Source organism: Agarivorans sp. OAG1 (assembly GCF_037076485.1).
Taxonomy (GTDB): Bacteria; Pseudomonadota; Gammaproteobacteria; order Enterobacterales; family Celerinatantimonadaceae; genus Agarivorans; species Agarivorans albus.
Map to the genome: position 1 here is coordinate 443,405 of NZ_AP028990.1, position 19,844 is coordinate 463,248.

Annotated in this window: 26 protein-coding genes; 14 read left to right on the forward strand and 12 right to left on the reverse strand. The window is 44.5% G+C overall.

What is annotated here, in order from left to right; all coding sequences use genetic code 11:
* Positions 1–145 precede the first annotated feature (145 nt).
* On the forward strand, positions 146–1,483 hold the full coding sequence (gene mgtE / locus OAG1_RS02125; RefSeq protein ID WP_016402124.1) for a magnesium transporter: 1,338 nt from the start codon (positions 146–148) through the stop codon (positions 1,481–1,483).
* Positions 1,484–1,549: 66 nt separating this feature from the next.
* Here mgtE and OAG1_RS02130 read toward each other — a convergent pair whose 3' ends face one another.
* Positions 1,550–1,897 carry a hypothetical protein gene (locus OAG1_RS02130; protein WP_016402123.1) on the reverse strand — a complete coding sequence of 116 codons (348 nt, stop codon included), beginning with the start codon at positions 1,895–1,897 and terminating at the stop codon, positions 1,550–1,552.
* 73 nt (positions 1,898–1,970) lie between these two features.
* Complete coding sequence (locus OAG1_RS02135; protein ID WP_338623550.1) at positions 1,971–3,890, reverse strand: ABC transporter ATP-binding protein; 1,920 nt, start codon at positions 3,888–3,890, stop codon at positions 1,971–1,973.
* A 101-nt stretch (positions 3,891–3,991) separates the two neighbouring features.
* Here OAG1_RS02135 and OAG1_RS02140 point away from each other — a divergent pair, with 101 nt between their 5' ends.
* Positions 3,992–4,189 carry a YheV family putative zinc ribbon protein gene (locus OAG1_RS02140; protein WP_016402121.1) on the forward strand — a complete coding sequence of 66 codons (198 nt, stop codon included), beginning with the start codon at positions 3,992–3,994 and terminating at the stop codon, positions 4,187–4,189.
* A 118-nt stretch (positions 4,190–4,307) separates the two neighbouring features.
* Here OAG1_RS02140 and OAG1_RS02145 read toward each other — a convergent pair whose 3' ends face one another.
* The 3 genes from OAG1_RS02145 to OAG1_RS02155 are packed head-to-tail and all read right to left on the reverse strand — an operon-like array spanning position 4,308 to position 6,014.
* Positions 4,308–4,805: an N-acetyltransferase family protein gene (locus OAG1_RS02145; protein ID WP_338623553.1), complete on the reverse strand. Its 498-nt coding sequence runs from the start codon at positions 4,803–4,805 to the stop codon at positions 4,308–4,310.
* A gap of 8 nt (positions 4,806–4,813) precedes the next feature.
* A complete protein-coding gene (locus OAG1_RS02150) occupies positions 4,814–5,035 on the reverse strand; it encodes a SlyX family protein (RefSeq protein WP_220719216.1) in 222 nt (73 codons plus the stop codon).
* 1 nt (position 5,036) lies between these two features.
* Positions 5,037–6,014 (reverse strand): hypothetical protein, encoded by a 978-nt coding sequence (locus tag OAG1_RS02155; protein WP_016402118.1) that lies wholly within the window; start codon positions 6,012–6,014, stop codon positions 5,037–5,039.
* A gap of 147 nt (positions 6,015–6,161) precedes the next feature.
* Between OAG1_RS02155 and fkpA the strand changes: the two genes are divergently transcribed.
* Complete coding sequence (fkpA, locus tag OAG1_RS02160; RefSeq protein WP_016402117.1) at positions 6,162–6,929, forward strand: FKBP-type peptidyl-prolyl cis-trans isomerase; 768 nt, start codon at positions 6,162–6,164, stop codon at positions 6,927–6,929.
* Between the two features lie 97 nt (positions 6,930–7,026).
* On the opposite strand, the gene rsd is transcribed toward fkpA, so the two are convergent.
* Positions 7,027–7,506, reverse strand: a complete 480-nt coding sequence (gene rsd / locus OAG1_RS02165) for a sigma D regulator (protein WP_338623558.1) — start codon at positions 7,504–7,506, stop codon at positions 7,027–7,029.
* 184 nt (positions 7,507–7,690) lie between these two features.
* On the opposite strand from rsd, the gene nudC reads away from it, so the two are divergent.
* The 6 genes from nudC to OAG1_RS02195 all read left to right on the forward strand — a co-directional run bounded on the left by nudC (position 7,691) and on the right by OAG1_RS02195 (position 11,339).
* Positions 7,691–8,485 (forward strand): NAD(+) diphosphatase, encoded by a 795-nt coding sequence (gene nudC / locus OAG1_RS02170; protein WP_249483406.1) that lies wholly within the window; start codon positions 7,691–7,693, stop codon positions 8,483–8,485.
* A gap of 104 nt (positions 8,486–8,589) precedes the next feature.
* Positions 8,590–9,654: a uroporphyrinogen decarboxylase gene (hemE, locus tag OAG1_RS02175; RefSeq protein WP_220719212.1), complete on the forward strand. Its 1,065-nt coding sequence runs from the start codon at positions 8,590–8,592 to the stop codon at positions 9,652–9,654.
* 172 nt (positions 9,655–9,826) lie between these two features.
* The gene (locus OAG1_RS02180) at positions 9,827–10,009 is read left to right on the forward strand and encodes a hypothetical protein (protein WP_016402113.1); all 183 of its coding nucleotides are present in this window, start codon (positions 9,827–9,829) and stop codon (positions 10,007–10,009) included.
* A gap of 24 nt (positions 10,010–10,033) precedes the next feature.
* Positions 10,034–10,816 (forward strand): sulfite exporter TauE/SafE family protein, encoded by a 783-nt coding sequence (locus tag OAG1_RS02185; RefSeq protein WP_338623564.1) that lies wholly within the window; start codon positions 10,034–10,036, stop codon positions 10,814–10,816.
* A gap of 10 nt (positions 10,817–10,826) precedes the next feature.
* A complete protein-coding gene (locus OAG1_RS02190) occupies positions 10,827–11,147 on the forward strand; it encodes a hypothetical protein (protein ID WP_338623566.1) in 321 nt (106 codons plus the stop codon).
* Positions 11,148–11,171: 24 nt separating this feature from the next.
* Positions 11,172–11,339, forward strand: a complete 168-nt coding sequence (locus OAG1_RS02195) for a PLDc N-terminal domain-containing protein (RefSeq protein ID WP_016402110.1) — start codon at positions 11,172–11,174, stop codon at positions 11,337–11,339.
* Here the strand turns inward: OAG1_RS02195 and OAG1_RS02200 are convergent.
* Positions 11,336–11,719, reverse strand: coding sequence for a TM2 domain-containing protein (locus tag OAG1_RS02200; protein WP_338623570.1), 384 nt, complete (start codon positions 11,717–11,719; stop codon positions 11,336–11,338). The two genes, OAG1_RS02195 and OAG1_RS02200, sit on opposite strands and share 4 nt — an antisense overlap.
* 2 nt (positions 11,720–11,721) lie before the next feature.
* A complete protein-coding gene (locus tag OAG1_RS02205; protein WP_016402108.1) occupies positions 11,722–11,934 on the reverse strand; it encodes a DUF4177 domain-containing protein in 213 nt (70 codons plus the stop codon).
* A 255-nt stretch (positions 11,935–12,189) separates the two neighbouring features.
* Between OAG1_RS02205 and OAG1_RS02210 the strand changes: the two genes are divergently transcribed.
* Positions 12,190–12,426 carry a TIGR02922 family protein gene (locus tag OAG1_RS02210; protein ID WP_016402107.1) on the forward strand — a complete coding sequence of 79 codons (237 nt, stop codon included), beginning with the start codon at positions 12,190–12,192 and terminating at the stop codon, positions 12,424–12,426.
* Between the two features lie 43 nt (positions 12,427–12,469).
* Here the strand turns inward: OAG1_RS02210 and OAG1_RS02215 are convergent, their stop codons facing one another.
* Positions 12,470–13,402 (reverse strand): D-2-hydroxyacid dehydrogenase, encoded by a 933-nt coding sequence (locus tag OAG1_RS02215; RefSeq protein ID WP_338623573.1) that lies wholly within the window; start codon positions 13,400–13,402, stop codon positions 12,470–12,472.
* Between the two features lie 115 nt (positions 13,403–13,517).
* Here OAG1_RS02215 and OAG1_RS02220 point away from each other — a divergent pair, with 115 nt between their 5' ends.
* From OAG1_RS02220 to OAG1_RS02230, 3 genes are all read left to right on the forward strand, one after another.
* Positions 13,518–14,105, forward strand: coding sequence for a YjaG family protein (locus tag OAG1_RS02220; RefSeq protein ID WP_016402105.1), 588 nt, complete (start codon positions 13,518–13,520; stop codon positions 14,103–14,105).
* Positions 14,106–14,270: 165 nt separating this feature from the next.
* Entirely contained in the window at positions 14,271–14,543 is a 273-nt protein-coding gene (hupA, locus tag OAG1_RS02225; RefSeq protein WP_016402104.1) for a nucleoid-associated protein HU-alpha, read from the forward strand.
* 148 nt (positions 14,544–14,691) lie between these two features.
* Positions 14,692–15,045: a CbiX/SirB N-terminal domain-containing protein gene (locus tag OAG1_RS02230; protein ID WP_338623576.1), complete on the forward strand. Its 354-nt coding sequence runs from the start codon at positions 14,692–14,694 to the stop codon at positions 15,043–15,045.
* A 140-nt stretch (positions 15,046–15,185) separates the two neighbouring features.
* Here OAG1_RS02230 and OAG1_RS02235 read toward each other — a convergent pair whose 3' ends face one another.
* Complete coding sequence (locus OAG1_RS02235; protein ID WP_016402102.1) at positions 15,186–15,617, reverse strand: hypothetical protein; 432 nt, start codon at positions 15,615–15,617, stop codon at positions 15,186–15,188.
* Positions 15,618–16,174: 557 nt separating this feature from the next.
* On the opposite strand from OAG1_RS02235, the gene OAG1_RS02240 reads away from it, so the two are divergent.
* Positions 16,175–16,654, forward strand: a complete 480-nt coding sequence (locus tag OAG1_RS02240) for a peptidylprolyl isomerase (protein ID WP_220719202.1) — start codon at positions 16,175–16,177, stop codon at positions 16,652–16,654.
* 38 nt (positions 16,655–16,692) lie between these two features.
* On the opposite strand, the gene leuA is transcribed toward OAG1_RS02240, so the two are convergent.
* Positions 16,693–18,372: a 2-isopropylmalate synthase gene (gene leuA / locus OAG1_RS02245; protein WP_338623580.1), complete on the reverse strand. Its 1,680-nt coding sequence runs from the start codon at positions 18,370–18,372 to the stop codon at positions 16,693–16,695.
* Positions 18,373–18,642: 270 nt separating this feature from the next.
* A complete protein-coding gene (gene ugpC, locus OAG1_RS02250; RefSeq protein ID WP_338623582.1) occupies positions 18,643–19,746 on the reverse strand; it encodes a sn-glycerol-3-phosphate ABC transporter ATP-binding protein UgpC in 1,104 nt (367 codons plus the stop codon).
* Between the last annotated feature and the right edge of the window lie 98 nt (positions 19,747–19,844).

A 19,844-nucleotide genomic window follows, 5' to 3' on the forward strand; every position in this document is an offset into this window, starting at 1 on the left:
GCGCCGATTTTATCACTGAGAATCTTCTATGAACCCGGACCCCGACAGTCGAAACTTTTATTGTTTTTTAAATCTTATACAAAAAATTTCCTTCGTGTAGTCCGTCTCGTTGATGTCAGGCTCTATGCGATAGCTGGAGCAGTACATGGCACAACTTCAACAAAAACTAGAGCTAGCCCTAGTTAATCTCGATAAACCAACTCTTCGTTCTACCCTTGATGAGTATCACTTTGCAGATATTGGCCAAGCTTTAGCAGAATTCGAACCTAAAGAAGCGTTGCCGCTAATCTCTATGTTCTCCTTGGGTGATCGCGCCAAGGTTTTTTCTTATTTGCCGCCTTACTTGCAAGCCGATGTTGCCGGTTTGATGAAGCGCCATAAATTGGCTGCCTTATTTTCACGTATGGACGCCGATGAGCGGGCCGATTTATACAATGATTTAGACGAAGAGCAGCGCGCCATGGTGTTACCGGGTTTAGCGCAAGCCGAACGTGAAGATTTACGTAAGCTGTCAAGTTATGCAGAAGGTACAGCAGGGGCGATAATGACCTCTGACTACGCTACCTTAAAAGAGCATTGGTTAGTTAGCCGAGCACTTAAGCAGCTGCGCTTAGAAGCGCCAGATAAAGAAACCATTTACCAAACCTACGTGATTGACGGCCAACGCCGTTTGCGCGGCACTGTGTCTTTACGTGAGTTGATCTTGGCCTCTCCAGATACTCAAGTACGTGAGTTAATGCGTACCGAAGTGGTATCGGTAACCGTTGAAGAGAGCCAAGAGCAGGCCGCTAAGCAAATTCGTCATTACGACTTACTGGCTTTACCGGTGGTTGATGAGGTGCAAAAGTTAGTGGGCATCGTGACTTACGATGATGCGATGGATGCGGCCGTTGAAGAAGCCACCGAAGATGCGCAAAAAAGTGCCTCGGTAGGCAAGTTAGATGAAACCGTTGATCGCGTGAGCATTTGGGAGCTGTATCGTAAGCGGGTCATGTGGCTGGTATTACTGGTGTTTGGCGCAATGTTCTCGGGGGCTGGTATTGCTCACTTTGAAGATACTATTGCCAGCCATGTCGCCTTAGTGTTCTTTTTACCTTTGCTTATTGGCAGTGGCGGTAATGCTGGCTCGCAGGCAGCTGCGCTTATGGTGCGTGCATTAGCAACCGGTGAAGTAGACAAAAATGATTGGTCCAAATTATTTGCGCGAGAGCTACTGGTTGGTTTGGCCTTGGGCTTAACTATGGCGGCGGCAGTATACAGTGTTGGTGTATTTCGTGGTGGACCAGATGTCGCCATGATCGTTTCAATGTCGATGATTATTATTGTACTAGTAGGCTCACTAGTCGGTTTGAGTCTTCCATTCTTGCTCAACAAGATGAAGATGGACCCTGCCACAGCATCGGGACCTTTAGTGGCAACTATTGCTGATGTATCTGGGGTATTGGTGTATTTTGGGCTGGCCAGCATGGTGCTAGGTTTATAAAGCTGCCATAGCGAAGAAATAAAAAAGCGAGTGCTAACACTCGCTTTTTTATTGCCTTATTAAGGGCTATTTAGCTTTCTTTTCGCTGCTATTAGCTGGTTTTATTAAGCCAACACCTTCGCGAATAATCATTAGGCCTACGCTGACTAGCTTCACACAAACCCAAAGGAATACAACTAATACAATAACCTTAATAAAGGTTTGAAATATCTCGAAAAATTCTTCGCTTACTTGCTCGTTAATCGCGTCGGTATCTGCCATTAGCCATTCAAAGAAGCCTTGCATAAATGGGGCATCATGAGGCAGAGATACTAAACTGATGGTTTGAGGTAATACATAGGCTATTACTGCAATACCCACCACAATAAGCACAATGGCAATAATCAATCGTGAGCGGTCTAACGCCGTGTTCATATACATCCTTGAATCTTTATTAATAGTTTTATTGTTAGTTACCTTACTGTACTAACAAAATTGGTCAAGTGGCTTAATTAGCCTGCTCGATGCCAAAAGCGTGTTGTTGCTCTTCTAGCTGTTCTTGCAGGTCAAACCAGCTTAGCTCAGTTTCTTCGAGTTCGCTCTTAAGTTCTGCTTGTTGTTTTAATAATTTTTGTAGCTGATTTTTGTTATCGGCTTCGTACAGTTCTGGTTCAGCCATTTTTTGCTCGATGCCATCAAGCGTTTTTTGGGCTTTAGCACTGCGCTTTTCTAAACTTTCTAATTCTTTACGAATGCCTTTAGTTTGCTGACGAAACTCGGCTTCGCGACGTTTTTGTTCTTTGCGTTGGTTTACCGGGTTAGCGCTATTTGCAGCACTCGCACTGCTGTTCTCTAATCTATTGGCTTGGGTAAGCCACTGCTGGTAATCATCCAAGTCGCCGTTAAAGGGAGAGACCTGTTGGCTATCTACCAAGTAAAACTCATCGGTGGTAGCACGCAGCAGGGCTCGGTCGTGCGAAACAATAATCATTGCTCCGGTAAACTCTTGCAGTGCCAGCGTTAGCGCATGTCGCATTTCTAAATCGAGGTGGTTGGTTGGCTCATCCAGCAGTAGCAAGTTAGGCTTTTGCCACACTACCAAGGCCAATACTAAGCGGGCCTTTTCGCCACCGCTAAAGGGGGCTACTTGCTCGAGCGCTTTATCTCCTTGAAAACCAAAGCTGCCTAAATACTTGCGTAGTTCAGCCTCTGTCGAGTTTGGTGCTAAGCGTTGCAAATGCTGCATAGGTGTATCGTCGGGGCGCAGTGTTTCAAGCTGGTGCTGAGCAAAATAACCCACTTTTGCCATTTTGTTTATTTCAACCTTGCCAGCGAGTGCTTTAAGTTCGCCTGATAACAGCTTAATAAAGGTTGATTTACCAGCACCATTACGCCCCAATAGGCCAATTCGGCTGCCGGGAACTAAGTTAAATTTAACCTGTTCTAAAATGGTTTTGTCTTCATAACCGGCGCTCACCTTTTCCATAGTGAGCAAGGGAAGTGGCAAGTTGTCGGGTTCTCTAAAGTGGAAGCTAAACTGCGAGTCGACATGTGCTTGGCTTATCACTTCCATTTTCTCTAGCGCTTTTAAGCGGCTTTGCGCTTGCTTAGCTTTGCTGGCTTTATAACGGAAACGATCCACAAAGCTTTGCATGTGGGCGCGCTCGCGTTGCTGTTTTTCATACATAGCTTGTTGTTGAGCTAACTGCGTCGCGCGCATTTGCTCAAAGTCGGAGTAACCACCGGTATATTCGTTTAGCTTTTGATGCTCAATATGCACGATGCGATTAACAATGTTATCGAGGAAATCACGGTCGTGCGAGATAAGGATTAATGTTCCGGGATAGCGCTTTAGCCATTGCTCTAGCCATACAACGGTGTCTAAGTCTAAGTGGTTGGTTGGCTCATCCAGTAACAATAAATCAGAGCGAACCAGCAGCGCTTGGGCTAAGTTTAGGCGCATTCGCCAACCACCAGAAAAATCACTCACGCTTTGTTGTTGGCCGGCTTCGCTAAAACCTAAACCAGCCAGTAGCTCGGCAGCTTTGGTTTTTATCTGGTAGCCGCCAATGGTATCCATTTGGGTGTGCAAGGTAGCGATAAGCTCGCCCTCGTCTGATTCTTCAGCAGCGGCGATATCTTGTTCCAATTGGCGAAACTCTTGGTCACCGTCAAGCACGTAATCAATAGCGCTGCGTTGTAGCTCTGGTGTTTCTTGGGCTACGCTGGAAATTTCCCACTTGCTCGGTACTTTTAGGTCGCCTTCATCAACTTGCAGCTGATTTTTAAGCAAGGCGAATAGCGAAGACTTACCGCAGCCATTTTGACCGACTAAACCCACTTTTTGACCAGCGTGAATAGTGAGGTTGGTTTCTGCTAATAGAAATTTGCTGCCGCGCTGCAGGCTAATGTTGTTGGCTACGATCATGGTTGTTGCTATGTGCTGCTAAAAGTATGCAATAATGCCGCTATGATAACCGATGCGGTGAATGCCGCATAGCAACATGGTAGTGCAAACTAGAGTTAACTATGGCAAGACATCGTTTTATTGCTGGCGCAGTATGCCCAGAGTGTAGTGAGCAAGATTCTATTCGTTTAATCGTTGAGCAAATCGACGGTGAAGAGCGCGAGCATATTGAGTGCGTAAGCTGTGACTACCGCGCCGAGCGTCCCAAGCAAGCTGCAGAAAAAGCCGAGCAAGATATCATTGGTTTGTTTAAGCCTTAATGAGGTTTTAGCCTTATCGACTTAAGCTATTTGCGGCCCTATTAAGGCATAGCATACCCGTTGATTTAGGTAAGCAGTGATCATAATGCTTATTTTAGTCCAGTTAGCTCATCTGACTTTATGTGAGAGATTTACCCAGTATTGTTAAGCTGAAATCTTGCTGATCCATTCGGGCTACATTAGGCAGTTGACCCCAACGTTGATATTCAAGTTTTTCGAATAGGGCTAGGCTAGGGGTATTGTGACTAAATATGAAGGCAAGTAGGATTTCTATTCCTAGCCCTTGGGCTAAGCTTTCGGCCTCAATTAACAACTTACCGCCTAAACCTTTACCACGCTGGCTTGCTGCTAAATACAAGCTTATCTCAGCGCTATGTCGGTAGGCTGGCCGACCATAAAAATCACTAAAGCTTAACCAAGCAATCACCTCTCCTGTTTGTTCTAGCACATATAAGGGGCGCTTAGGATTTTGGTGCTGTTCAAACCAAGCCTGGCGCGACGCAACAGTTTGAGGCTCCGTATCAGCTGTTACTTTGCGTGAGGCAATAGTAGAGTTATAGATCTCAACGATGCTGGGCAGATCGGCCTGCTGGGCTAAACGAAATGAATGAGACATGGCCGCGCTTAATAGTGAGGAGGGGGCGTTTCTTGCTCTTGCGGAGCAACGGCTGCACTGCCATCACCTTCAAACAGTTTGGCGCGAATCAATTTAAACTGGTGCTCTAAGATCTCTAATTGGCTTTGTTGGCTTTGCAATGCAAGGTTTAGTTGCTCGATAGTGTCCTCTTGAAAGGCTAATTTTGTTTCTAAACGCTCGATAACACTTTCTAATTCTTGCTGATTCATACTACTTTTTAACCTGCCAAATTTCGACCAATCCACTGGAGCTTGCGCTCGCTAGTTGGCCATTATCAAGCATCGCTGCACTATACACAACTGCGCTTTTGGGGCGGGTTTTCTTGGTAGGGGTGACCAACCAATCTTGCAAGGCTTGGCCGCTTGCTACATGCCACAAGCTAAGTTTTCTTGCCGCAGAGCCGGTGATTAGCCACTCGCCATTATTAGTAAAGCTGACATAAGAGAATATGTTTTGCCTGGCCGTGAGCTTGAGCTTACTCACTTGCTCGCCGCTAGGTAAGGCCCACACTCGCGCAAGTTTGCCGTTGTCAGAAGTAAAGGCATACTTTCCATCAGACTCTAAAGCCACCGATGAAACGCGTCCTTGATGAGGGAAACGCAAAATAACTTGCGCGGTTTGGGTATCCCAAAATAGAGCTTGGTAGTCGTTGCCGCCGGTGAGCGCATAGCGCCCGTTGGCCGACAGCGCAACAGCGTTGATTTTTTCACTGTGGCCTAAAAATTCTAAGCGGCGGCCAGATACTAGGTTAAGGTGAATTACTTTACCGTCACCTAGGCCAATAAGTACCTGCTGACCATTACTCGATAAAGCGATATCACGGATGCTTGATTCACTGAGTTTCCAATAGCCTAGGGCTTGTCCACTATTTATGTCCCACACCACAAAGTCATCGCGACTGGCGCTAATAGCAAACTGTTGGCCTTCGGCAATTTTAACTAGAAATACTTGGTTATTTTGCTGGTTTTGATGATCCCATTGAAACAGCTGACGTTGTTGCTTTACATCCCAAAGGCTTAAACCATGATGGATAGAAGAAACTAAACTCAAGCTACCATCACTCGAAAAATCGGCAGCATAAGCGCCGTCGGTAGCTTGTTGCCAGCTACTTAGCGGGGGAGCATCGTCACTACAACTGCTGAGCAGCAAAGCGATGCCATAAATCACAAACAACTTAATAAATGTCATTTTTTTACGTTTTTTTACGGAACTGTCACTAGGTTGTGTTGACTAATAGGGTTAGTATAAGGGCTTTGTCGGCTAAGTGTTTAATTATTCATAATGATCTTGCACGCAATGCCACAGATTTAATGCGACTCTATTGGAGATAAATGAATGAAAAAGTATTTTGCCGTGTCGGTTTTAGCCGCCTCGATTTTTGCCGTAACAGGCTGTCAGGAAGAAAAAGCTGAAGCTCCAGCGGCAGCGCAAGTTGCCTTAGAAAATGTAGACCAACAGCAAGCATACGCGATCGGTGCGTCTGTTTCTCGCTACATTGCGACAACTCTAGAACAGCAAAAAGAGCTTGGTCTTGAATTAGACAACGCATTGGTTCTTAAAGGTATGCAAGATGGACTTAGCGGCGAAGTTGCTATGTCTGAAGAAGATATTCAAGCTTCTCTTAAAGCACTAGACGAAAAGCTAGCGGGTTTAGTTGAAGCAAAAGCTGCTGAAGATGCAGCAGCTGCTAAAGCAGAAAGCGATAAATACCTAGCTGATAATGCTGCGCGTGAAGGCGTAACGGTTACTGATTCAGGTCTTCAATTTGAAGTACTAACTGATGCAGAAGGCGATAAGCCGAGTGCAGCAGATACTGTAACTGTTCACTACAAAGGTACCCTAACTGACGGTTCTACTTTTGATAGTTCTTACGATCGCGGCGAGCCAGCAACATTCCCACTTAACCGTGTAATTCCTGGTTGGACAGAAGGCGTTCAGCTGATGTCTAAAGGTGCGAAGTACAAATTCTTCATTCCTTCTGAGTTAGGTTACGGTGAAAACGGTGCTGGTAGCATTCCACCAAACTCTATCTTGGTATTCGAAGTTGAGCTAATCGACATCGAGAAAGCTGATGCTCCAGCTGAAGAAACGCCAGCTAGCTAATTAAGCGTTAAGCTAAACAAAAAACGCAGCACTAGGTGCTGCGTTTTTTTATGGCTAAGCAAAAATAAAAAAGACCGTCATAGGCCTTTACTTAAAATTATTCTGCGGCTGCGCTTTGCTGGCTATGTTGGTAAAGATGATCCAGTAGCTCATCTTCGATAGCAAAGCGAACTTCCATCTCTTGACCCAGTAGTGATAAATCTTTATCAAAACTACCAAATTCTAAATCTTCGTTAACCTCAGCGTACTTATCATTAAAGGCTAGGGCAGTGTCGGTTGTTTCGGTGATTTGAGGGAGCAGCTTTTCTCCTGGAAGAGTATCGCCATCGTTGGCACATTCACTAACGATTTGCTCGTAGATTTCAAAATGCCCAGTGGAGGCGTAGTCAACTAACTGTTGGCAAAACTGGGTAATTTGAGGCAGTGCAGGTAATGAGCGTTCGTCACTGTCGTAAGGTGGCAGCCCTGCTAATTCACAATAAGCGATGAGCAATTGTTTTCTGGCATCTAGCCAAGCATCAATAACTTGACTGGCGCCTCCCCATTTGGCTTGAGCTTGTTCTAGTTTGCTTAGCATCGCCCTTGCTCCTAGTTCCCTAATTTATGTAACTATAACTAAATAAAATCGCGGCTTTCGTCAACCGATATTTAGTTTAAGTGCGGCTTGGCTAAACATTTGTCAGTCGGGAAAAGCTTGTTATGTAGTGTAAGCTTGGTCATTATTCGCTAATTGAGCAAGCGCGCGATAAAAAGGATCAACCGTGAATAAGCAATTTGGCTGGTGGTTTTTCACCTGTGGTAACCAAATATTAGTTATTCCTCAAGGGGAGCGGATCCCCTATGGCGATGTTGAAGATTTACCATTGCCTGACTTGGATTTTTCCAAAGTTGAACGTTTTTCCCATTATCAGGGGGAAGCATGTTTACGGCTTGAACTTGCCGAGCCTATTGATTTAGGCATGGGTGAGTGGATAGAACTACGTGCCAGCATGGCGGTATTAAATAGCCAGCTGTTTGACTTAGTGGGAAAAGCCCAACAATTTGCCTTGTTTCTTAAAACGCATCGTTTTTGTGGCAGTTGTGGAGAGGCTTTAGAGCGAGTGGACTGGGAACTGGCAATGCAATGCCAACAGTGTGGCTTTCGCGCTTACCCACGTATTTCGCCGAGCATTATTGTTTTAATTAGCCATGGTAATAAAGTGCTGTTGGCTAATCATCGGCGTCATCAAAAACAAGAACAACCGATTTACACAGCCATTGCTGGCTTCGTGGAAGCGGGCGAAACCCTTGAGCATACTGTTCACCGTGAGGTACGCGAAGAGACAGGCTTACGGATAAAAAATCTGCGTTATTGGAAAAGCCAACCTTGGGCATTCCCGCATTCTTTAATGGCCGCTTACTTTGCTGAATACGATGAAGGCGAAATACAGATAGACCGTCGAGAATTAGCCGACGCACAGTGGTTTGATGTAAGCCAACTGCCACATTTGCCACCACCTGGCACCATTGCTCGCGAAATGATTGACCATTGGAGTGAGCAAGTTACCCACAATTAGTGATAATCCGGTACAGAATTACCCATTGCTAGTGCTAAAGGCTTGAGTTGTTAAGGCAGCTAGTTACAATGCTCTAGCTAAAATTTTAGATAATTGGGAAAGGTATGTCGGAACTCAAAAACGATCGCTATTTGCGCGCACTGTTAAAGCAGCCAGTTGATGTGACACCAGTTTGGATGATGCGTCAAGCTGGGCGTTACTTACCAGAGTATCGCGAGGTTCGCGCTGGCGCCGGTGATTTTATGTCGGTATGCCGTGACGCCGATTTAGCCTGTGAAGTGACCTTGCAGCCTTTACGTCGTTTTGATCTAGATGCCGCCATTTTATTTTCAGACATACTTACCATTCCCGATGCTATGGGCTTAGGTTTGTACTTCTCGACTGGAGAAGGCCCTAAGTTTGAACGCCCTGTTACTAGCAAAGCGCAGGTAGAGGCCTTAGGTGTGCCAGATCCTGAGCAAGAGCTGGGTTACGTAATGAATGCAGTTCGCACCATTAAACGTGAGCTAAAAGGTGAAGTTCCTTTGATTGGCTTCTCTGGTAGTCCCTGGACTTTGGCAACGTATATGGTTGAAGGCGGTACAACCAAATCTTTTGCAGGTATTAAGAAAATGGCCTTTAGTGAGCCAAAGACCCTGCATATGTTGTTAGATAAACTAGCTGACTCGGTAATTCTATATCTGAACGCCCAAATCGCTGCTGGCGCGCAATCTGTGATGGTATTTGATACATGGGGCGGGGTGTTGTCGCCACGTGATTACAACGAGTTCTCTTTGCAATACATGCACAAAATCGTGAGTGGTTTAACCCGCAATGTAAACGGCCAAGCTGTGCCGGTGACTTTGTTTACTAAAAATGGCGGTCAGTGGTTAGAGCAAATTGCTGCTACTGGTTGTGATGCAGTTGGCCTAGATTGGACCATTAATATTGCTGATGCTAAAAAGCGCGTAGGCGACAAGGTTGCCCTGCAAGGTAATATGGACCCATCAATGTTGTATGCGCCAGTAGAACGGATTCGTGAAGAAGTACAAACTATTCTGGCAGGCTTTGGTGAGGGGAGTGGCCATGTGTTTAACTTAGGCCACGGTATTCACCCAGACGTAAACCCAGAGCATGCTGGGGCATTTATTGATGCTGTGCATGAGTTTAGTGCCAAATACCATAAATAGATTTTTGTGTGGTTTCGCCCACATATTACAAAGTTAAATAACACATATAAGCAGTACGCTTAGTTGTTACACTGAAAATCGCTCGCTATTGCAAGTTAATTTGCTATAGTGAGCGTCTTAGAACTCTTTACGGATGAAGTTCGTTTATACCCGTAACAGAGAGCTTGATGTTATGAAATCCCCACTGCAAATAAGCATTGTTGTTGTATTAGTGCTGATCGTTGTTGTCACCTACAAACTAAAAAGTGTTGGTGAATCGAATCTACATCCTTATATTTCTTCGCATTTTTCTAAAAGCGAACCAGAAAATCTTGCGCAACCTTTACGCTTAACGCAGACTGAGCGCATTAACTAAACAAATAGCGCTGTAATTGTTTTGATGTTTTTAAGCTTTCTGCTCATTGGTGCCATTGCTGGCTTGATGTCGGGACTGTTTGGTATTGGCGGCGGTCTAGTTATTGTACCGGTGTTAATTGGTAGCTTTGGCGCAATGGGCTTTGCCAGTGATTCAGCCATTCATCTCGCAATTGGTACCTCTTTAGCGTCGATTATTGTTACCGCAAGTAGTGCCAGCTATGCTCATTACTGCCGAGGCTCGATCGACTGGCAAGTAGTGAATCGTTTGGGCATTGGTTTAATTGTTGGCTCAATGTTTGGCGCTTGGCTTGCCACGCAATTACACGCCAATCACTTAAGTGCTTATTTTGCCGGCTTTTTGTTGTTTATGGCTGCTTACATGGCGTTTGGTCGCACTCCTAAGGCACAAAAAAGTTTACCTGGGCCGCTTGGTACAGGACTGTTAGGCACACTGGTAGGAAGTATTTCAGCAATGTTTGGCATTGGTGGCGGTACCATAACCTTTCCTAGCCTTAGCTGGTTTGGTGTGCCGGCTCCCAAAGCCGTGGCAATTTCTGCGGTATGTGGCTTACCCATTGCGCTGGTAGGCACGATATCTTATATCTACAACGGTTGGCATATTGCCGAACTACCTAGCTGGAGTTTGGGTTATGTTTATTTGCCGGCATGGTGTGGCATAGTATTAACCAGTTCTATTTTTGCTCGTTTGGGCAGTCGTTTGGCGTATCGCTTGCCAGCGCGACGCTTGAAACAAGCCTTTGCACTATTGTTGCTAATAATGGCAATTAAGTTACTCATAGAATAAGGTTTTATGTATGAAGCAGTTGATGTTGGGCATATTGTTTTCCTTGAGTAGTATTTATGGCGCTTATGCAAACGATGAGGTATCTCAAGAATATTTAGGCGAAGTGCTGGTGGAGTCTCGAGAAGGCCTTTATCAAGATCCTCCCGAGCAAGATTATGCGCGTTTAATCGCTTTTGGTTTAGACACGCGTTATAGCGTTTTTGTGAGAAGTTGGTTGTACTTTGAGTTGCAAATGGTGACCCAAAAAATAAGCCTACAGCCAGACGATGAAGCAGCTAAAGCGCGCCAACAAATTCTTTTCAACTTACGCCGTCAAATTGATTTAGAATAAGCCCGATTTCAACAAGGAGTATGCATGTCGTTACTGTTAGCTATCACCATTTTGGTGTGTGATGTATTTGCCATCGTAAAAATCATAAAAAGTAGCGCTGAAGTAGGGCGTAAGTATTTGTGGGTATTTTTGATTTGCTTGCTGCCATTGGCTGGCTTTTTACTGTGGTTAGTTAAAGGGCCAAAAGATTAAGCCGATTTAACCTGCTCTAATAATTGCTGCATTTGTTGGTTGTTATAATCTAGCACCACTAATTCGGAGCGAAATAGAGCAGGCAGTTCTACTATTGTAATTGCCACTAATAAGCCTAAACCAAGCAGCCCTGCGCCTAAAGTTACTAGTAGTATTGCAATTACTGATATCAGTAAGTTAACCGCACCACGTAGCCATTTCCCCAAGTAAAAATGATGCAAGCCAGCCAATAACAGGTAGTTAAGCACTGCGTAACTGTCGGGATCTTTCACTTGTTTTTGCCAGCGCTGATAAAAATGCTTGCGTTGCTTTTGGGGCAACAGAGCAATTTGCTCCCGCAATTGCTCTTGCCGCTGTTCGACTTGCTCGCGATTCAACACCTTTAACGACCTAAAGTGACAATTACCGTTTCGCGGCTCCAAAAAAGCCAGAAACGGCGATTTTCGATTACCTGAAATACCAACTGCCAGCCATCAGCGGCTTCTTTATTTAAGGTAGCTTCTACTTTTTGTAAAGGCATACCCGATGCGCCTAAAAACAGGGTGCCAAGAGCGCCTTCGGTAATTGCTAAAACTTTGTATTCTTTAAACGCCATGATTTCTCTCTTCATTTAACTTTAGCGTCGACTATAAGCTATGCTTAAAAGCAAAACCATCATTAACCACTAAACAAAAGCTATGCTAATGTTAATTAACGGATGTTGTTTTGAACAATATGTTTTTAAAGGGATTGTTAGGCAGCGTCCGGAACTGAGTACATAGGTAGAAGCGCTTTAGCTAGGCTAAAGTTGCTATTTGTTGGTTTATTTGTTGCTATTGTTACGTAAATGGCTAAGCCTTAGGGACCTACTATGAAAGTAACCATGCTTTATTACGATGAGGATAACCCGTTGTTGTTGCAACAGCAGGTATTGTCGGGGCTAAACCAAAGCAGTAAAGGCCGGGTGATTATTCCTAATGACGATAAAGTGGGTAAAATTATTATCGCTATTCTTGATGGGGAGGTAAAAGTGCTTAACTCTCTGGGAGATCGCGCGTTTGCGGCTTTTGACTTAGAAAAGCAAATTGCTTTTGAAGGTGACTCGTAAACACAGCTAAAGGCAGCGAGCCTTCGCTGCCTAACGTTTCTAGCTAATAACCCTTCGAAAAATCTACTCTATCGGTTAATTCTTCCCCTGCTAAATAGTTCTCCAACTTGCTAGCAAATAGCTCAATGATATCGCTCACTCGGCTGGGCGCTGCAATATGGGGCGTAATAATACAGTTGCTTTGTGACCATAAAGGGTGGTTTTTAGGTAATGGTTCTGGGCTAGTCACATCCAAAATAGCGGTAGCTTTGGGCTTGGCTTTTAAAAAGGCGAGCAGTGCCGCTTGATTTAGTGTGTCTCCGCGACCCACATTAAAAAACACCACCTCATCGGCCAAGCTGGAAAAAAACTTCTCGTTTAATACACCAAGGGTTTGCGGAGTATTAGGCAACACCGCAACCACTACTTTAGCGGTGGCACATATTTGTTTATGTTGTTCAAAGTTGGCCACTTGGGTAAACGGTGCTTTGGCTGCGCCGCTATGGCTTAGAGCAACCGTGCGCATACCAAAATGATTAGCGGTGGTTGCTAAGTGTTGGCTAATGTTGCCACTACCAACGCTGCAAAATGTAAGACCTTGTAAACTAAGGCCTGGTTGGGATTTCCATAGCGCTTGCTGTTGTTGATATTGATAAGTTTGATGCTGCTGAGTGTGGGCTAATAGGTAAGAGAATACATATTCGCTCATCAAGGGGCCAAATACACCGCGGCTATTGGTAAGTATGTAGTGTTGAGGTAGGTCTTTTTTTAGTAGCGCATCGACACCCGCAAAACTAGAGTGTAACCATTTCAAGTTTGGCATTTGGGTGACGATCTTGGCTGCCTCGCTAGGCGTAGCTAATAGGATTTCATTCGCCAAAGCCGCTTTGTTCAACAAGCTTGCTTGTTCTGCGTAAAACCATTGGCATTGAGGGAAACGCGGGCTTAAAGCCTCTACATACCGCTGAGCTTGAGGAGTTACAATGGTAATTTGCATAGGGCACCTTGTGGTTGAATAAGACTAAACTTCGCTAAGCAAGCGTGCTGGTGTTAAGCTGCATAGCAAATTAGCCCTGATTATCTTAATCGTTTTATTGAGTGCGGAGCAAACCATGCTTACCCCTTGTGATATCGACCGTTTAGCCCAGTTAAGCAGTAAGCAACAATCACTTTATTGTTTAGCTTTATGCCAACGCATGGCGCCAAACTACTTATTGTTTTGCCAAGCTGTAGAGCTGGAACACGACAGTGACTTTAACAAATTACTCAGTCTATTTTGGGAAAGCGCACTTCACCCTAAAACCAAAATTAACTTTTCTGCTCAGCGTGAGCGCTTTGATAGCTTAATCCCAGACCCACAGAGTTACGACATGTATGGCGTTTATCCTGCCTTAGATTGTTGTGTGGTGGTGGAGTGCCTATTTAATGCTTTACTTGAACCAACTGGTCAAGAAGCTGAACAAGCTAGTCAAACCTCATTAGCTAGTGTTTTAAGCTTGTTAGAGCTGCAATTTGGAGAACAAACAGAACAAGAGATCTTGGCGCAAGATTTAGTGATACAAGAGTTGGCTTTTCAAAGTGAATTACTTGACCTAATTGAGCAACTTGAACTAGGCAAAGCGTCTATGCAAGCCTTGAAAACGCTGGCTGCTAACCAAGGTGTGAGCAATTTAGGGATCTGTTTAGAAGACAATGCTTAAGGAATAATCCTCTTTTAAGCGGTGTTTTTGTGACTGTTTACGCATAAATTGGTTAAAGCCCCGCCAAACAAGGCTCTAAAGAAGAAAAACTCTTTGCGCAGCGTTTTTTTTTCTCTTAAAGTGAAGCTGGATTATTTAAAAACGAACATAAAGGATTTAGACATTATGAACAAAACTGAACTAATTGATGCTATTGCTGAAAAAGCTGACCTATCTAAAGCTCAAGCTAAACTAGCACTAGAAACAACTTTAGGTGCAGTAACTGACGCGCTTAAAGAAGGCGACCAAGTTCAGCTAATCGGCTTTGGTACATTCAAAGTTAATCATCGTGCAGCGCGCACTGGTCGCAATCCTCAGACTGGCGCTGAGATTCAAATTGCAGCAGCCAATGTACCTGCCTTTGTAGCTGGTAAAGCATTAAAAGACGCTGTTAAATAGTTTCTTTAAAACCAGCCCTCAACTCTGAGGGCTGGTTTTCTTCAATATCTCCTTTCCCATCTCTAGACACTTTCAGTAAGATACCTGCAATACCTACTCAATTGGCTAGCGCCTAAATTGAATTAATCTTGTAACTCTTAGGAAGTGTATGAAAGCCTTATTGGTCGTGGCACACGGAAGCCGCCGTCCTCAATCAAATCAAGAAGTGGTTGGGCTGGCAAAACAGTTGGCTGAAAAGCTAAGTCATTACTCTCAAGTACATGCGGCTTTTTTGGAATTGGTTGAGCCCACGATTCCACAACAGATAGAACGTTGTTACCAGGCTGGCGCTAAGCAAATAACTTTGTATCCGCACTTTTTAGCCGCTGGTACACATGTGGTGAATGACCTGCCACGCATTATCGAACAAGCCACTAACGAGCACCCAGGCCTAACTATAGAGCTGTTGCCACATTTGGGCGGCTTTGATGGCTTGGCCGAGTATATTAGCCAAGCGCTCTAGTTGATATTGGTTGAGTTGAGTTCGCTCGGCTTGGCCTTATAGTTTGCTTAAAGCAGTAAGCCACAGCTTCAAGTTCGCTGTGGCAACTTAGCCGAGCTTTTATACCAAAAGCTTTATGTGGCCTGTCTAGTTGGGTTTACTTAAGCCGTATGCTTAGACTCTGAAAAATCGCGTAATCGCTCTAGCAACTGAGATAAATAATGCGGGTGTGCCAAGCGCAGTAAATCATTCCAATTGCGATAGGTGAGTGTTTCTTTTAGCAGCAACACTACTTTGGTTAGCGGGGCCGATCTAAGTAGCTCTGGGCGATACAGGTAGTCTCCTCCCTCTTGTACAAACCAAGAGCTCGATTCGAAATGCTCAAAAAGCTGCTGGCGCTCGGCTGTTTCTCTTAGTACGGCCAGTTGGTTTAGCTGATCAAGTGAGCGAATGCTTAGGCTTATGCCGGCTAACTCATCAATGTGATGTTGCTGTGGCAAGCTGCGCAGAGAGAACAAATGTTCCATTAAGGCTTGCGATGCATTAGACGGGGTTTGGTTGGACGGGTAGGGAACTACGTTGTCGATACTCATCGGCTATCTCCTAGTTTCAACCTCCTTGTTGATTAATATTGCAGCGTTATTGAGTGAATGATAGCGCTTTCAAAAACTCAATCAAGCAAATCACGGTTATTGCTGGTATGTAAAAAATGAATAAGTTAATTAAACCAAAGAAAACTTTTACAAGAAAAAGTATATAAGACTAAGGTCGAGGTGTAGATGTAATAAACTTCGTCTAGGCTGTTTGTTTATCATCTCTAAAATAACTAGAAACACCAGTTGCAGGGAGCACACAATGCAAGACTACCAAGCCAAAGACATGGAGTTGTCATTATTACCCACAAGAAGACGACGCAATAGAAGAAATTCTCTGGCTAAATCGGATCTAGATGTAAACGTTTCCACTAAGCTTAGAGACAATCAGCAAGTTAATAAAAGAGCATTTTCCACTGTCTCCGAGAGTTGTATTGTTCAGTGCTTAGACTGAGATCTAGGTCTGCTAACTAAGTAGCGGCTACGTTTGCTGATAATACTTGGCAAAGCGGCTGCGTTTTGTTGTAGTGTGGCAACGTTTATTTTGAGAGATAGTTATGAAAGTTGCTAAAGACACAGTGGTTCGCTTTGAATATACCTTACATGAAACCGATGGTGCTCTATTAGAGAGCACTAATGGCGAAGCTGTAGCTTATTTACACGGGCACAAGTCGATGATTCCTGCCATTGAAGAGGGCTTAGAAGGTAAAGAAGCCGGTGCCGAAGTTGCCTTGAGCTTAGCCCCAGAAAATGGCTACGGTGTGCGCAACGAAGAAGCCGTGGAGCGAATTTCTGTTAAGCACTTACAGGGCGCTAAAAACTGGAAGGCCGGTATGCCAGCTGTGGTGCAAACAGAGCAAGGCCCACGTCAAGTTACGGTAGTTAAGGTTGGCAAGTTTATGGCGACTATTGACACCAACCACCCCTATGCAGGCAAGCATCTAGACTTTGCTATTAAGTTAGTTGAAGTGCGAGCCGCCAGTGAAGAAGAGATCTCTCATGGCCACGCCCATGGTGCTGGTGGTCATCAGCACTAAACGGTCTACTCGCGCAGCAATGCTGCGCGAGCGTTAGTTTAAGCGGGTTGTGGCTGGCGTTGTTCCTCAGTGATTAGTTGCTGATTGAATGCACACAACAGGGCTTTAAGGCTGGCGGTTAGTATGTCTTTATCAATTGCTACACCTAGGTAGCGTTTGCCCGCTATTTTGGTTTCTATGTAACATACTGCTTCTGCTTCAGCGCCTTTACTCAAGGCATGTTCGTTGTAGTCTAGAACTTCTATCTGTTGCTTAATCTCGGCAGCTAATCCATTCACAAAGGCAGCTAAAGCGCCGTTACCACTGGCTTGAATATCACAGCGCTGCTGCTTGCGCTCAATCAGTACTTGGATCTGCTCTTGTTGTTGGTAGTTAACCTGATAATTAGTTAACTTGTAGCCCTGCGCTTGCTCCAAATAGTGATTGTTAAACAATCTCCAAATTTTCTCAGGACTGATTTCTTCACCACTTTTTTCTGCATCGGCTTGCACTATCGCGCTAAATTCAATTAAGGCCCAACGAGGTAACTGAATGCCGTAATCCTTATCTAAAATGTAAGCAATGCCGCCTTTACCCGATTGACTATTAATGCGGATCACTTCCTGGTAATCGCGGCCCAAATCAGCTGGGTCTATAGGTAAGTAGGCAACATCCCAGTGTTGATCGGCTTGTTGAATGTCTAAACATTTCTTAATTGCGTCTTGATGGCTACCCGAGAAGGCAGTAAATACCAGCTCGCCAACATAAGGGTGGCGTGGGTGAACCGGCAATTGGGTGCAAAACTTCACTACTTGGACTATTTCGTCGATGTCGGCTAGATCTAGTTTAGGATCGATACCTTGGCTATAAAGGTTCATTGCCATGGTTACGATGTCCATGTTACCAGTGCGCTCGCCGTTGCCTAACAAAGTCCCTTCAACGCGGTCAGCTCCGGCTAGTTGGCCCAACTCAGCTGCTGCAATGCCACAACCTCTGTCGTTGTGAGTATGCTGGCTAATAATAATGTCTTCGCGATGGGCAATGTGCTGAATAAACCATTCGATCTGGTCGGCATACACATTGGGAGTAGACATCTCAACGGTAGCGGGCAAATTAAGAATGATTTTCTGCTGTGCTTTGGGGCGCCACTGGGCCACAACCGCGTTGCAAATCTCTACGGCGAAGTCTAGCTCAGTGCCGGTAAAGCTCTCGGGGGAGTACTGAAATTGCCAATTAGTGTGTGGATTTTGGTCGGCATGTTTTTGTAGTTCTTTAGCGCCTTGCACTGCAATATTAATGATGCCAGCTTTGTCTAATTTAAATACCTTGTCACGCTGCACTTTGGAGGTGGAGTTGTACAAATGCACTATGGCATTTTTTGCTCCCTTCAAGGCTTCAAAAGTACGGCTAATCAAGGCCGGACGAGCTTGAGTTAATACTTGAATCGAGACATCATCAGGTATTTGATTTGTTTCAATTAACCAGCGTACAAAATCATAGTCTGTTGTAGAGGCGGCTGGAAAGCCCACTTCTATTTCTTTAAAGCCTAGTTTTATTAGCAAAGCAAACAAACGCTGTTTTTGCTCTACCGACATCGGCTCGATTAGGGCTTGGTTGCCATCACGCAAATCTACACTACACCATTGTGGAGCTTGATTAATGCTGTTGTTTGGCCATTGGCGATTGGTCAACGCGACCGGTTTAAACGAAGCGTATTTTTTGTGATTAAACTGAGACATTGCGACATCCTTGATATTGGAAAGAAAAATAGAAAAGCCAGTTTGCAGCCAGCGCTTGGCTAATTAATGCGCTGACTGTGGCTTAGTCGCAGAGTGAAAGTCATAGTGTTTATCCCAGAAAAATAATATGGATAAAGTGTAAAGAATAACCTAGGGAGAGTGCTTGCTAAGATTGTTGGGTATGAAGTATTTTGAGCAATTATTGCTTACCTTTTAACAAAGATAAGCAATAATTGTCTCTATAGGGACTTTATTGTAGCGTCGAGAAGATTACTGAACAGTTTTGTTGTAAACACGAACCGCTTCATCGGAGTGGTTAAATAAATAACACTCCGACAGTTCACAGCTAAGCGTAATGTCGGTAAAGCGAGCAACTTGGTGATCGCCATTTACGTGAACTTTAATCCCATCAATATCACCTAGTTGACCGAATAAGTAGGTAGCATTACCTAGGCGTTCACTTACTTCGTTTTTGAAGCCAAGTTTTAGTGCTCCAGTATCATCTAGACGCAAGTGCTCGGGACGTATGCCCAACTTGAGTTCTTCGCCAACGGTTACGCTGTTATCGCGAACTGTAATAGTAATGTGTTGGCCATCTGCCAATTGGATATCAGCTTGGTCGCCTTCCAAGGCATGAACTTTACAAGGCATAAAGTTCATCTTTGGTGAGCCAATAAAGCCAGCAACAAACAGATTCTCAGGGTAGTTGTAGAGCTCAAGTGGCGAGCCTACTTGTTCAATATTACCGGCCCGTAGCACCACTATTTTGTCGGCTAGAGTCATTGCTTCAACCTGATCGTGGGTTACATAAATCATCGTGGTTTGAAGTTCTTTATGTAGCTTGGCTATTTGTAAACGCATTTCAACCCGCAATTCAGCATCTAGGTTAGAAAGAGGTTCATCAAAGAGGAAAACACGAGGATCACGAACGATCGCGCGTCCAATCGCAACCCGCTGACGCTGACCACCAGATAGCTCTTTAGGGGTTCTTTGTAACAAGTTTTCCATCTGCAAAGTTTTTGCAGCCATGTTCACTCGCTTATCGATTTCAGCTTTTTCTACGCCGTTCATCTTCATGCCAAAACCCATGTTCTCGGCAACCGTCATGTGTGGGTAAAGGGCATAAGATTGGAATACCATTGCAACCCCGCGCTCTGCGGGGTCAACATTGTTAACTACTTGATTGTCAATGCTTAACTGGCCGCCTGAAATGTCTTCTAGACCAGCAATCATACGCAGTAGGGTAGACTTACCGCAGCCCGAGGGCCCAACAAATACTACAAACTCTCCGTGTTTAATATCTAGGTCAACGCCGTGAATCGTTTCAATTTTGGCGTAGCGTTTCACTAAGCCGGTAAGTGTTATATCTGCCATTTTCTATCCCTATCTTTGGTTGCTTTTAAATCTTAGCAACGGAACAAGTATGATGTTGATCATAAATCTTACTTTACCTTAACATTCTCCTTGTGAAA

Bases quoted from the DNA above. Each gene is read 5' to 3' on its own strand.
- mgtE (WP_016402124.1), top strand. From the start codon at position 146: ATGGCACAACTTCAACAAAAACTAGAGCTAGCCCTAGTTAATCTCGAT.
- OAG1_RS02130 (WP_016402123.1), bottom strand. From the start codon at position 1,897: ATGAACACGGCGTTAGACCGCTCACGATTGATTATTGCCATTGTGCTT.
- OAG1_RS02135 (WP_338623550.1), bottom strand. From the start codon at position 3,890: ATGATCGTAGCCAACAACATTAGCCTGCAGCGCGGCAGCAAATTTCTA.
- OAG1_RS02140 (WP_016402121.1), top strand. From the start codon at position 3,992: ATGGCAAGACATCGTTTTATTGCTGGCGCAGTATGCCCAGAGTGTAGT.
- OAG1_RS02145 (WP_338623553.1), bottom strand. From the start codon at position 4,805: ATGTCTCATTCATTTCGTTTAGCCCAGCAGGCCGATCTGCCCAGCATC.
- OAG1_RS02150 (WP_220719216.1), bottom strand. From the start codon at position 5,035: ATGAATCAGCAAGAATTAGAAAGTGTTATCGAGCGTTTAGAAACAAAA.
- OAG1_RS02155 (WP_016402118.1), bottom strand. From the start codon at position 6,014: ATGACATTTATTAAGTTGTTTGTGATTTATGGCATCGCTTTGCTGCTC.
- fkpA (WP_016402117.1), top strand. From the start codon at position 6,162: ATGAAAAAGTATTTTGCCGTGTCGGTTTTAGCCGCCTCGATTTTTGCC.
- rsd (WP_338623558.1), bottom strand. From the start codon at position 7,506: ATGCTAAGCAAACTAGAACAAGCTCAAGCCAAATGGGGAGGCGCCAGT.
- hemE (WP_220719212.1), top strand. From the start codon at position 8,590: ATGTCGGAACTCAAAAACGATCGCTATTTGCGCGCACTGTTAAAGCAG.
- OAG1_RS02180 (WP_016402113.1), top strand. From the start codon at position 9,827: ATGAAATCCCCACTGCAAATAAGCATTGTTGTTGTATTAGTGCTGATC.
- OAG1_RS02185 (WP_338623564.1), top strand. From the start codon at position 10,034: ATGTTTTTAAGCTTTCTGCTCATTGGTGCCATTGCTGGCTTGATGTCG.
- OAG1_RS02190 (WP_338623566.1), top strand. From the start codon at position 10,827: ATGAAGCAGTTGATGTTGGGCATATTGTTTTCCTTGAGTAGTATTTAT.
- OAG1_RS02195 (WP_016402110.1), top strand. From the start codon at position 11,172: ATGTCGTTACTGTTAGCTATCACCATTTTGGTGTGTGATGTATTTGCC.
- OAG1_RS02205 (WP_016402108.1), bottom strand. From the start codon at position 11,934: ATGGCGTTTAAAGAATACAAAGTTTTAGCAATTACCGAAGGCGCTCTT.
- OAG1_RS02210 (WP_016402107.1), top strand. From the start codon at position 12,190: ATGAAAGTAACCATGCTTTATTACGATGAGGATAACCCGTTGTTGTTG.
- OAG1_RS02215 (WP_338623573.1), bottom strand. From the start codon at position 13,402: ATGCAAATTACCATTGTAACTCCTCAAGCTCAGCGGTATGTAGAGGCT.
- OAG1_RS02220 (WP_016402105.1), top strand. From the start codon at position 13,518: ATGCTTACCCCTTGTGATATCGACCGTTTAGCCCAGTTAAGCAGTAAG.
- hupA (WP_016402104.1), top strand. From the start codon at position 14,271: ATGAACAAAACTGAACTAATTGATGCTATTGCTGAAAAAGCTGACCTA.
- OAG1_RS02230 (WP_338623576.1), top strand. From the start codon at position 14,692: ATGAAAGCCTTATTGGTCGTGGCACACGGAAGCCGCCGTCCTCAATCA.
- OAG1_RS02235 (WP_016402102.1), bottom strand. From the start codon at position 15,617: ATGAGTATCGACAACGTAGTTCCCTACCCGTCCAACCAAACCCCGTCT.
- OAG1_RS02240 (WP_220719202.1), top strand. From the start codon at position 16,175: ATGAAAGTTGCTAAAGACACAGTGGTTCGCTTTGAATATACCTTACAT.
- leuA (WP_338623580.1), bottom strand. From the start codon at position 18,372: ATGTCTCAGTTTAATCACAAAAAATACGCTTCGTTTAAACCGGTCGCG.
- ugpC (WP_338623582.1), bottom strand. From the start codon at position 19,746: ATGGCAGATATAACACTTACCGGCTTAGTGAAACGCTACGCCAAAATT.